General features: G+C 62.8%; 9 protein-coding genes. 5 read left to right on the top strand and 4 right to left on the bottom strand.

Features of this window, described 5'->3' with window-relative positions; all coding sequences use genetic code 11:
• Window positions 1–52 precede the first annotated feature (52 nt).
• Window positions 53–406, bottom strand: a complete 354-nt coding sequence (locus AB7D48_RS09275; RefSeq protein ID WP_427978066.1) for a hypothetical protein — start codon at window positions 404–406, stop codon at window positions 53–55.
• A gap of 165 nt (window positions 407–571) precedes the next feature.
• Between AB7D48_RS09275 and AB7D48_RS09270 the strand changes: the two genes are divergently transcribed.
• From AB7D48_RS09270 to AB7D48_RS09260, 3 genes are read left to right on the top strand one after another with little or no spacing between them, the layout of a single operon-like run.
• Entirely contained in the window at window positions 572–2164 is a 1593-nt protein-coding gene (locus AB7D48_RS09270) for an efflux transporter outer membrane subunit (RefSeq protein WP_427978063.1), read from the top strand.
• A 23-nt stretch (window positions 2165–2187) separates the two neighbouring features.
• Window positions 2188–3345 carry an efflux RND transporter periplasmic adaptor subunit gene (locus AB7D48_RS09265; RefSeq protein WP_427978061.1) on the top strand — a complete coding sequence of 386 codons (1158 nt, stop codon included), beginning with the start codon at window positions 2188–2190 and terminating at the stop codon, window positions 3343–3345.
• The gene (locus AB7D48_RS09260) at window positions 3342–6506 is read left to right on the top strand and encodes an efflux RND transporter permease subunit (RefSeq protein WP_427978059.1); all 3165 of its coding nucleotides are present in this window, start codon (window positions 3342–3344) and stop codon (window positions 6504–6506) included. Before AB7D48_RS09265 ends, AB7D48_RS09260 begins: the two co-directional genes overlap by 4 nt.
• 139 nt (window positions 6507–6645) lie before the next feature.
• Here the strand turns inward: AB7D48_RS09260 and pobA are convergent, their stop codons facing one another.
• Window positions 6646–7833 (bottom strand): 4-hydroxybenzoate 3-monooxygenase, encoded by a 1188-nt coding sequence (pobA, locus tag AB7D48_RS09255; RefSeq protein WP_427978057.1) that lies wholly within the window; start codon window positions 7831–7833, stop codon window positions 6646–6648.
• 136 nt (window positions 7834–7969) lie between these two features.
• Between pobA and AB7D48_RS09250 the strand changes: the two genes are divergently transcribed.
• The gene (locus tag AB7D48_RS09250; protein ID WP_427978055.1) at window positions 7970–8848 is read left to right on the top strand and encodes a helix-turn-helix domain-containing protein; all 879 of its coding nucleotides are present in this window, start codon (window positions 7970–7972) and stop codon (window positions 8846–8848) included.
• A 14-nt stretch (window positions 8849–8862) separates the two neighbouring features.
• On the opposite strand, the gene AB7D48_RS09245 is transcribed toward AB7D48_RS09250, so the two are convergent.
• Together AB7D48_RS09245 and AB7D48_RS09240 are read right to left on the bottom strand one after the other, a co-directional pair.
• Entirely contained in the window at window positions 8863–10365 is a 1503-nt protein-coding gene (locus tag AB7D48_RS09245; protein ID WP_427978053.1) for an AMP-binding protein, read from the bottom strand.
• Window positions 10366–10393: 28 nt separating this feature from the next.
• A complete protein-coding gene (locus AB7D48_RS09240; protein ID WP_427978050.1) occupies window positions 10394–11212 on the bottom strand; it encodes a p-hydroxycinnamoyl CoA hydratase/lyase in 819 nt (272 codons plus the stop codon).
• Between the two features lie 224 nt (window positions 11213–11436).
• Between AB7D48_RS09240 and AB7D48_RS09235 the strand changes: the two genes are divergently transcribed.
• Entirely contained in the window at window positions 11437–11958 is a 522-nt protein-coding gene (locus AB7D48_RS09235; RefSeq protein ID WP_427978048.1) for a MarR family winged helix-turn-helix transcriptional regulator, read from the top strand.
• Window positions 11959–11985: the final 27 nt, after the last annotated feature.

Genomic DNA, 11985 nt, shown 5'->3' with positions numbered 1-11985 from the left:
GCTTCGAACCCGCACCCTCTGGGTGATCCATCAAACGCGCCCCTCACGGCCATCAACACCATGATTTATATCGGAAATATTGAGATCCTGACAGCAAAATCAGCGATTTACTTGGGGAATGTGGGTTGAAGCCTTTCACGAACGTGCCTTGCGGATTCATCGCCGCCAGCACATGCCAGCAAGTCCCGTCCTTGCCGGCGGCGTCGATGCCCTGGAGCACGACGAGCAGGGCGTGATGTCTCTCGCCATAGAGTTTCTGCTGCAACTCGGCGAGCCGCGTTTCGTTTTTGAGGAGATCCGCCTTGGCATGCTCAGCGGACATATAATCGCCGTGAAAACCGGGATCGATATGTTTCAACCGCACCCGGGAGCCGGGCTCGACAATTAGTTTCTTGCGCAGATCCATTTGCAACCTCGCTTCCTGACGCGGACGCAATGGCGGCACTTGGCCAGCCAAGCGCCGCTAACACGCGCCTCAAGATAAATTATCATTGAAAAATCGGGCATCTGGTCTGTCAATCCCGGTAACATTGATGCTACGAATTTTCTCAGATTAAAAAATAGGGCTGGCATGTTGGTTTGGGAGTCATCGTCGTTGCGGCGGTATGGCGTCTTGGTCGCCGTTCTGTCCACCTTGCCCTTGACCGGCTGCATGGTCGGGCCTGACTTTTCCACGCCCGCCGCCGCCACCGCCCCGCATTATGTGCCCGTGGACGGCATCTTGCCCGAAGGCACCGCGAACGACCCGCAATGGTGGCGCGGCTTTAACGACCCCGTGCTCGACAAGCTCATCTCGCTTGCCTACCGGAACAACCTCACCCTGCAACAAGCGGGCGTGCATGTGCTCCAGGCCCGCGCCGAACTGGCCGCCGCGGTGGGTGAGCTTTACCCGCAGCAGCAGGCCATCAGCGCCAGCTATGTGGATTCGGTGCAAAGCAAGGCTTCCCCCACCCATATTCCAGGGGCCGACACCCATATCCAGGATCTTTCCCTTGGGCTGAGCGCAAGCTGGGAAATCGATTTCTGGGGCAAATACAGGCGCGCCATCCAGGCGCAGAACGCGGTCTTTCTCGGCTCGATCGACGCGTACGACGCCGCCCTGGTCAGCCTGACCTCCAGCGTCGCCCAGATTTATATCGCCATCCGCACCTTGCAGGAACAAATCGCCGTCGCCAACGCCAACGTGGCGGCACAACAGGAAAGTCTGCGCATCGCCACCGTGCAGTTCAATTCCGGCCAGACCAGCCAGCTCGATGTCGAGCAGGCGCAAACCCAGCTCAACATCACCCAGGCCACCTTGCCCACGCTGCGGGCGCAGCTCATGACGCAGAAGGATGCGCTGGCCGTGCTGCTGGGGCTGACGCCCGACAAGATCTCCCCGCTATTGGGCGATGGAGGTTCCATCCCCATGGCGCCCGCCGCCGTATCGGTTGGCATTCCCAAGGATCTGCTGCGCATGCGCCCCGATGTGAAGCAGGCCGAGCAAGAGGCCGCCGCCCAATGCGCGCAGCTCGGCGTGGCCAAGGCGCAGCTCTACCCCGCCTTGTCGCTCTCCGGCACGTTCGGGTTCGAGTCCAGCAATTCCAACGGCTCCTCCCTGGGAGATCTGTTCAAATGGTCCAGCCATACCGTCTCGATCGGGCCGTCCTTGCAGATTCCGATCTTCAATTACGGTCAGCTCACCAATCAGGTCCGTGCCCAGGATGCGGCCTTTGAGCAATCGATCCTGAATTACCAGAACGTGGTGCTGAAGGCGCAGCAGGAAGTGCAGGACGCCATCGCCGCTTATGTAGAGGCGCAGAACAGCGTGCGGGTGCTGATCGCGGCCAATGCCTCGGCCAAGCAATCGGTGAAGCTGGCGATGATCCGCTATGTCGATGGCGCGTCGGACTATACCACGGTGCTGAATGCCGAGCAGGCACAGCTCCAGGTGCAGAACTCCCTGGCTTCCGCGCAGGGGCAGGTGCCCACCGCCCTGGTGCAGCTTTACGCGGCGCTCGGCGGAGGCTGGCAGATCGCCAAGGGGCATGACGTGGTGCCCGACAATATCAAGGCGGACATGGCCAAGCGCACCAATTGGGGCGGGCTGCTGACGCCGCAGGCCCATGCCGCCCCGGCCGATGAGGGGGCGCATATTCAACAATCCTACGCGCCGGACTGGTGAGAGACATGCGGGAGCGCTGTGCAGTGAAAGCTATTTTCGGTTTGGCTGGGGCTGGAATCCTGGCGCTGTGCCTTTCGGGCTGCGGCAAGGGCAACAGCTACAAGGCGCCGCCGCCGCCGCCCGTGATCACCAGCAAACCAGTTTCCATGCCGATGACATCCTACCTGGATGTGACAGGCAACACCGTGGCGGTGAATGCGGTTGAGCTGGTCGCGCGCGTGTCGGGCTATCTGCAGGAGGTCGACTTTACCGACGGCAGCGTGGTGAAGAAGGGGCAGAAATTATTCGTCATCGAACCCGCGCCTTACGAAGCCAAGCTGCAACAGGCGCAAGCCGCCGTGGCCAGCGCCAAGGCGCAGGTGATCTACGCGCAGTCTCAATATGACCGCCAGGAGACGATGTACGCGCAAAAGGCCACCTCGCGGGCCAATGTCGAGCAATGGCTCTCCCAGCGCGATTCCGCCAAGGCGCAGGTGACGGAGGCGATCGCCAACGAGGAGCTGGCCGCCATCAATTATGGCTATACCACCGTGACCGCGCCCTTCGACGGCATCATCAGCCGCCATCTGGTCGATGAAGGCAATCTGGTCGGCAATGGCTCGGCCACCACGCTGGCCACCATCACCCAGCTCAACCCGATCTATGTCTATTTCAATGTCAGCGAACTGGAAGCCCTCAACATCCGCGAGAACCTGTTCAAGAAGGGCCTGACCCCCAGCGATGTGGAAGGCGCCCCGATCGATATCGGCCTGCAATCGGACAAGGGCTACCCGTTCGCGGGCAAAATTGACTATGTCTCCCCCAGCATGGACCCCGCCACCGGCACCATTCAGGTGCGCGCCGTGCTGCAAAACGATAAAGACGTTCTGCTGCCCGGCCTGTTCGTGCGCGGACAGATCCCGCTGGGCAAGCCGGTCACGCATCTGGCCGTGCCGGAAGAAGCGCTGATGAACGATCAGGCCGGCTCTTATGTTTATGTGATCGGCAAGAATAATGTCGTCGACCAGCAGCGCGTGCAGACCGGGGTGAAGGAGGATGGCATGGTCGCCGTCACCGGTCTGACCCCCGATACGCAGGTGATTGTCGAAGGTCTGCAAAACGCCGCTCCCGGCAACGCGGTGGCGCCGACGGAACAGGACATCAAGCCCCCCGCCGCGCCGCAGCCGGGACCGTCATCATGATGTCGAAATTCTTCATCGAGCATCCGGTTCTCTCGAACGTCGTCTCGATTCTGTTCGTCGTGATCGGGCTGGTGGCGATCGGTGCCCTGCCCATCGCGCAATATCCGCAGATCGTCCCGCCCACCATCCAGGTCACGACCTCCGAGCCGGGCGCCGACGCCAAGACGCTGGTGAACACCGTGGCCTTGCCAATCGAGCAGCAGGTAAACGGCGTGCAGGGCATGCTCTATATGCAGTCCACCAGCACCAGCTCCGGCAATTACACGCTCGTCGTCACCTTCAAGGTCGGCACGGATCTGAATTTCGCGCAAGTGCTGGTGCAGAACCGCGTTTCCGCCGCCCTCGCCAAGCTGCCCGAGGCGGTGCAGGCGCAAGGTGTGGTGGTGCAGCAGAAATCGACCTCCATCCTGCAATTCATCACCCTCACCTCGCCCAAACATACTTATGACGGGCTGTTCCTGAATAATTACGCCCTCATCAACATGCAGAACACGCTGGCGCGCCTGCCCGGCGTGGGCAATGTGCTGGTGTTCGGCACCGGCCAGTACGCCATGCGCGTCTGGCTGGACCCGGCCAAGATGCAATCGCTGGGGCTCAGCCCCTCCGACGTGTTGCAGGCCCTGCGCAACCAGAATGTCGCCGTGCCGGCCGGCCAGGTGGGCGGACCGCCGACCGACGGCAAACAGCCCTTCCAGCTGACCGTGAACGTGCCCAGCCAGCTTTCCGACCCGACGCAATTTGGCAATATCATCATCAAATCGGGCAACGCGGCGGGGGGCGCGGCACGGATCGTGCGGCTGCGCGATGTCGGACGGGTGGAGCTGGCCTCGGTCAATTATAACATGGAGGCGAATTTTTCCGGCGCGCCCACGGCGGCCATCGGCATCTTCCAGACGCCCGACGCCAACGCGCTGACCGTGGCCAAGGAAGTGCGCAAGACCGTGGCGCAGATGGCCAAATCCTTCCCGCCGGACATGACCTACTCGATCCCCTTCGACACGACCATGTTCGTGACCGCCTCGATCGACGAGGTCTATAAGACGCTGTTCGAAGCCTGCCTGCTCGTGCTCGCGGTGATCCTCTTGTTCCTGCAGAGCTTCCGCGCCACGCTGGTGCCCGCCACCACCGTGCCGGTGACGATCATCGGCGCCTTCGCGGCCATGGCGGCGCTGCATTTCAGCATCAATCTGCTGACCTTGTTCGGCCTTGTGCTCGCCATCGGCATCGTCGTCGATGACGCGATCGTGGTGGTCGAGGGCGTCACCCACAAAATGGAAACCACCGGACTGGACGCCAAGCGCAGCGCCATCGAGGCGATGAAGGAGCTGACCAGCCCGATCATCGGCATCACGCTGGTGCTGATGTCCGTCTTCATCCCCGCCGCCTTCATGCCAGGCATTACCGGGCAGATGTATGCGCAATTCGCCCTGGTCATCGCCGCCACGGCGCTTATCAGCGCCATCAGCGCGCTCACGCTTAGCCCCACCCAATGCGCCCTGCTGTTGAAACCAACCAAGCCCGGGGCGAAGAAGAACATCGTCTTTCGTGCCTTCGACCGCGTTTATTACCCGGCGGAGGCCGCCTATACCCGGCTGATCCGCCGCATGGTCGGCCGCGCCGGGCTGCTCTCGCTCTGCGGTCTGGGGCTGATCATATTGGCGATTTTCGGCCTGTCGCGCATCCCCAGCGCCTTCGTCCCGCTGGAGGATCAGGGGTATATGGTGCTCAGCGTGCAATTGCCGGACGCCGCCTCCATCGGCCGCACCAACGGCGTGCTCGACCGGCTCAGCAAGCAAATCCTGAAAGAGCCCTTCGTGGAGAGCGACATCACCATCAGCGGCATTTCGTTGATGGATAACAGCGCCAGCCTGGCCAATGCCGGCGCGATCTATGTGATGCTCAAGCCCTGGGATGTGCGCGGCTCCAAATGGGGGCTGCTGCCAGTCTACAAGGCGCTGAGCAAGCTGGCGAAGGAAGAGCCCGCGGCCAAGGTGGTGGTGGTGCCGCCCCCGCCGATTCAGGGGCTGGGCAATTCCGGCGGCTTCCAGGGCGTGGTGGAGCTGCGCGACGGCAGCTTCGATTACACCAAGCTACAGCATGTGGCCGATCTGGTCGATCATGACGGCAACTCCCAAAGCGGGTTGAACGGCTTGTTCACCACTTACCGCGCCCAGGCCCCGCAATTGGAAACGAAGCTCGACCTCACCAAGGCACGGGCGCTCGGCATATCCGCCAGCGACCTTTACAGCACGCTGCAAACCTATCTCGGCTCGTCCTATGTGAATCTGTTCACCAAATACGGCCAGGTTTTCCCCGTCTATGTGCAGGCGGAACCCTCGGCGCGCATGACGGTGCAGGAGATGCGCAATTATGCCGTGCGCAACGATGCGGGGCAGATGGTGCCGCTGGGCACGGTGGCCGACATCACCAAAACCTTCGGCCCGCCGATCATCACACTTTATAACACCTACCCCTCGGCCATGATCAACGGCCAAGCCGCATCGGGCTACAGCTCGGGTCAGGCGCTCGATCTGATGGACGATCTGACCGCCCATGTGCTGCCGCCGGGATTCGGGTTTGAATGGACCGGCACGGCCTATCAGGAGCGGCTGGCGGGCGGGGCCACTTCGGTCATCTTCCTGTTCTCGCTGCTGCTGGTCTATCTGGTGCTGGCCGGGCAATATGAAAGCTGGATCACCCCCATCACCGTGCTGCTGGCCGTGCCCCTGGCGCTGCTGGGCACGGTGGCGGCTCTCACCGCGCTGGGACTGGCCAACAACATCTATACGCAAATCGGCCTGGTGCTGCTCATCGCGCTGGCGGCCAAGAACGCCATTCTGGTGGTCGAGGTGGCGCGCGAACAGCGGCAATTCCATGGTGCTTCCATCATGGATGCCGCCGTGAATGCCGCCAAGGTGCGTTTCCGCCCGATCCTGATGACCTCTTTCGCCTTCATACTCGGCGTGATGCCGCTGGTCTTCGCCTCGGGCGCGGGGGCAAATTCACGCAAATCCATCGGCATCGCGGTGGCCAGCGGCATGTTGGCCTCCACCTGCATCGCGGTGCTGTTCGTGCCCGTCTTCTATGTGGTGCTGCAACGTTTCAGCGAACGTTTCTTCCCCAAGAAGGTCAAGCAAGACGCGGCACCGGAAAAGGCCTGAAACCGCCAGCCGGTTCCGGGACGGCCTGTTCCATCAAAAAGCCAGGGGCTTGGAGCGCTTTTCATGAAAGCACCCCAAGCCCCGCGCAGGTTTTCAATAATGTCCGCCCGTTGACTGGCCGCGTTGCCTAGGCCCGCGTTTAAGCGGGCATGGGCGCCACGGGCAGGCCGACATAATTTTCCGCCAATCCGCGCTGCGCGGTGGGCGAGCCCTTGATATAGTCCAGTTCCGCCATTTGCAGCTTCCGGGAAAACCCATCCATCTCCGGAAAACGATGGGTGATGGACGTAAACCACCAGGAAAAACGCTCGGCCTTCCACACCCGTGAGAGCGCGCGGGCGGAATAGCCATCGATCCCCTTGCTCTGGCCGCTCTTGTAGAATTCAACCAGGCCTTCATGCAGCATGATCACGTCCGAAGCGGCGAGGTTAAGCCCTTTCGCCCCCGTGGGCGGCACGATATGCGCGGCATCCCCGGCCAGGAACAGCCGGCCCCAACGCATCGGCTCCGCGACGAAGGAGCGCAGCGGCGCGATGGATTTTTCAAATGAAGGGCCGCGCGCCACCTTGGCCGCCATGGCGGGGCCAAGACGCAGGCACAGCTCGTCCCAGAAACGCTCATCCGGCCAATCCTCCAGTTTTTCCTCAAGCCCGCATTGCAGGTAATAGCGGCTGCGGGTGGCCGAACGCATGGATGCCAGGGCGAAGCCGCGCTCATGATTGGCATAGACCAGCTCATGCGCCGCGGGCGGCACCTCCGCCAGGATGCCAAGCCAGCCGAACGGATAGATGCGTTCATAATGCCGCAGCACCGAAGCGGGAATGCTCGCGCGGCTGACACCGTGAAAACCGTCGCATCCGGCGATGAAATCGCACTCCAGCCGCCGCGCGCCCTCCTGGTCCTTCCAGGTTACGCAGGGCGTGCCGCCATCCAGCCCATGCAGCACGACATCCTCGGCATTCCAGACAATCTTCACGCCCCTGGCGGGGGCGGCATCGAACAGATCCTTCATCACCTCCTGCTGGCCATAGACCGTCACGGCTTGGCCACCGGTCAGGGCGGACATGTCGATATGGAAAATCTCGCCATCCAGAGCGAGATTGGTGCCGCCATGCACCAGCCCCTCGCGGTCGAGTCGGCTTGCAAGATCCAGACGGCGGAGCAAATCCACCGTGATCTGCTCCAGCACACCCGCGCGCACACGGCCCTCCACATACGCCCTGTCGCGCCGTTCCAGCACGACGGCATCGATGCCAGAACGCGCCAGAAGATGCGCGAGCAACATGCCGGCGGGACCGGCTCCCACGATGGCGATTTGCGTTTTCATAATGGATTCCCCTTCCTTTTCCGGCTATCCCGCCAGATTCTTGATGTCTCGGCAGGATAGCCGGGCCACGGTGCGCGCCCATGACGGCAAGCTGGAAAAACTTGGATAATTCACCAAGATTCGGTTAAATCGCCTCATGCAGCATGCCGGGCCGGTTCCCAGTTTTTATCTTTATGGCGAACCGCACCGCGCGGCGGCGCCGGGCTTCGTGCATGTGGAATGGCTGGATGACCGCTCCCGCCCTTCCGAATGGACCATCCGCCCGCATGCGCACCGCGAGTTGGCGCAACTGATCCTGATCGCCAAGGGGGGCGGGGAAATGCGGGCCGAGGCGCGCGGTGTCCGGTTCGACGCGCCGTGCCTGCTGGTGATCCCGGCGGGAATCATCCATGGTTTTCAATGGTTCGCGGATTCGGAAGGCATGGTGCTGACCATGGCGAGCGCCTATCTGGCCGGCCTGGCGGCGCGCGACCCAGACATCGCCGCCTTGTTCACCGAGGCGGCGGCATTGCCCTTGGACAAGGAGGCCGCCGCCAGGACAGAGGACTGCGCGGGAGAGATCATGCGCGAGCTAGGCTGGGCCGCGGCTGGCCATAGAACGGCGGTGGATGCCGCTCTGCTGCGCGTTCTGCTGGCCGCGATCCGCGCCAGGGCCGTCGCCAGCGGCAAGGCGGCTCCCGCCAGTAGCCCATATGCGGCGTTGGTGGCCAGGTTGCGCGCACGGATCGAGGAGCGGTTCCGCTTGCGCGAGCCGATCCCCGATCATGCGGCGGCACTCGGCGTATCCGTCACGGCGCTGCGCAATGCCTGCGCACGGATCGCGGGGGCGCCACCGGCCATGCTGGTCGATGAACGCGCGATGCTCGAAGCCCGGCGCGCCCTGCTTTATTCCAATCTTTCCATCGCCGAGATCGGCTATGCGCTGGGCTTTGCCGATCCGGGACATTTCTCGCGTTTCTTCACTCATTATGAAGGACGCTCTCCGCGTGCCTTCCGCGCCGGTGCCGGGCTCTGAGGCTTCCGGCCCGTTCAGGGCCGCGCCGCGTCCTGGGCCAGTTGCTGGCGCAATTGCGGCTTCTGGATCTTGCCGGTGCCGGTACGCGGCAAGGCCTCGACAAAACTGACATATTTCGGAATTTTATAGCGCGCGAGACGGGTGTTGAGAAACTCCAGAATCGCCGCCGCATCCGGTCCCGTGTCGGCGATGACGACCGCGAGATGCCCCACCTCGCCCCAGCGCGCGTCGGGCACGCCGACCACGGCCGCCTCGCGGATGCCGGGAAGAGCGGCAAGGGCGGCCTCGATCTCCACCGGATAGACATTCTCGCCGCCGGAGATGAACATGTCCTTCTTGCGGTCCACCAGAAACAGGAAACCATCCTCATCCTGACGGGCAATGTCGCCCGTGCGGAACCAGCCATCCTCCGTGAAGGCCTTCGCGGTTTCCTCCGGCGCGCGCCAATAACCGGTGAAGATGTTCTCCCCCTTCAACAGCAACTCCCCCGCCATGCCGGGCGGTACGTCCTGACCGGCGGCATCCACGATACGCAGACGGATGGCGGGCGGCACCAGCCCCGTGGCACCCGCCTTCTGGTCGATAAGCGGGATGTGAATGGGCATGCAGGAGACAGTGCCGGCTTCGCTCATGCCAAATCCATCGGCGATGGGAATACCATCGCGCAGCCAGGAACGAATATCCGCCGCGGGATGCGGCGCCCCGCCGGAGAAGATGGCCGTGAGATTCCGCAGCGCCTCAGGATCGAACCCTTCGACGGCGCGCAGCATCTGCGCCATTTGCGGCACACAGAAATAATGCGTGACGCGCAGGGCAGGATCCGACAGCCGCGCCAGCGTGCGGGCGGGTTCGAATCCTTCACTCAACAGCACCGCGCCGCCACGCATGAAAGTCGGGCGCAGATTGGTGATGATGCCCATGATGTGAAACATCGGCGTTTCCGCGAGCATCACGCTGCGATGCGTCACCCGCGCCAGCATGCCGAAATTCACCGCCGTCTGGGTGATGTTATGTTCGCTCAGCAGCACGCCCTTCGGCCGCCCCGATGTGCCCGACGTATATAAAATCAGGCTCGGGCGGGAGCGGTCGAACGGGTGGGGAGGAAGCGGCGCCGCACGCTCGAAGCGCGCGCGCAGGGCGGGCAGGCTCTCCCGGCGCCAGGACGAGCCGAGCGGCGCCAGGAATTCCTCATCGCCCGCCAGCAAGGCCGGCTCGCAATCCGCCAGCAGCCTCTCCTGCTCCGCCACGGCCAGCCGCCAGTTGAGCGGCACGAAAATAGCCCCCAGCCGCGCGCAGGCCAGATGCATGAGCGGGAATTCGGCGCAATTGCGCCCCAGCACGGCGACACGCTCGCCCAACCCAATGCCGTAATGCTCCGCCAGCACTCTGGCGGTGCGGGCGATGGCATCGTCCCATTCGGCATAAGTCCAGCGCCGGCCGCTGGCGAACTCGTGCACCGCCAACGCTTCCGGCTGCAAGCGGGCCTGCACGCCGGGATCATCCACGATATTGGCCATGGTGTTTCCTCCCCCCGATTGCCGTTGTTCAGCTCTTCAGGCGGTAGGCGCCCAAGCCCGGCTTGTAGCTCTTTTCATCGATGAACTGACGGATACCTTCCTTACGCCCGTCATTGTCGAAGGAGTTCGCGGCCTCCTGGGCGCGGACCAGATAATCCTCGGCATTCTCATAGGTCATTTCGCTCACGCGGCGGATGGCGTCCTTGGTGGCTTTCAGCGCGACCGGGTTTTTCTTCAGCAGCACCTTGGCGACTTCGCTGACACGTTCCTTCAGCTGGGCAAGCGGCACGGCCTCGTTCACCAGCCCCCAGGCGGCAGCGGTCTTGCCATCCACGTTCTCACCCATCATCGCGTGATACATGGCATTGCGGAAGGACAGCAGCTCCACCGCCACCTTGGTGGCGCCGCCACCGGGCAGGATACCCCAATTGATCTCGGAAAGGCCAAATTGCGCCTCTTCCGCCGCGAATGCGAGATCGCAGGCGAAAAGCGGGCCATAGCCGCCACCGAAGCACCAGCCATTCACCATGGCGATGGTGGGTTTCTGATACCAGCGCAGGCGGCGCCACCAACCATAGGATTCACGCTGCGCCTTGCGGGTGGCACCCAACCCATGGGCTTCGGTCTCACGGAAATATTCCTTGAGATCCATGCCCGCCGTCCAGGCTGTTCCCTCACCGGTCAGCACCAGCACGCCGACATCGTCACGGAATTCCAGCTCGTCCAGGATTTCCATCATGCGGCGGTTCACCGCCGGGCTCATGCAGTTGCGCTTTTCCGGACGGTTATATTTCACCCAGGCGATCCGGTCCTCGACCGTGTATACGACGATATCCTTCTCGGACATTTCAGCTTCCTTCCATTCAAGACAAGGCGTTCAAGACATGATGTTCAAGACATGGCGGCCGCGCCCGGCGCGGTCTGGACCAACCTCCCCCAACAGCGCTGGCCGCCATTATGATCTTGCGCGCCAGCTTTAATGATATAATACATAACATACAACCCCCTTCTTCCGGCGAATATCCGGGGCGAGATGAGGGCTTCAACAAACAGCAGGAGGCACACCATGACATGACAGACATCCTCGGCGAGATTGCACCGGCCGGAACCGGCGGGCATAATCTGGGCATGGCCCTCAAAGCAAAGTCCGGACTGAACGCGCAACCAGCCATCCAGCCTCCGGTCAATCCGCTCGAATCCCTGCTGGGCTATCAGCTCCGCCGCGCCTCCCAGGCGATGCTGGCGGATCTTGCCGCGGAACTCGCCGATCTGGATCTGCGGGTGACGGACATGTCCGTGCTGCTGGTGATCGAAACCAACCCGGATATCACGCAAAGCGAGATCGGCCGTGTGCTGGCAATCCAGCGCGCCAATATGGTGCCGCTGATCACGCAGCTCGAACGACGCGGGCTGGTCCGGCGTGGCGCCACCATCGGCCGGGCGCAGGCCTTGCGGCTGACAGCGGCCGGACGAGCCCTGGCACGAGATTGCCATAAGCGCGTGGCCGAGCATGAGGGACATTATCTGGCGGATCTATCCAAAACCCGGCGCGGGACGCTGCTGAACCTGCTGCGGACAATCTGGGACAAATAACCGCCGCCACGGGCGGCATTCAATCTG

Origin of the sequence: Acidocella sp. (assembly GCF_050253495.1) — a bacterium.
Classification (GTDB): domain Bacteria; phylum Pseudomonadota; class Alphaproteobacteria; order Acetobacterales; family Acetobacteraceae; genus Acidocella.
The sequence above is the reverse complement of the archived record's forward strand: the minus strand, read 5'-3'. Positions and strand labels throughout refer to the sequence as shown.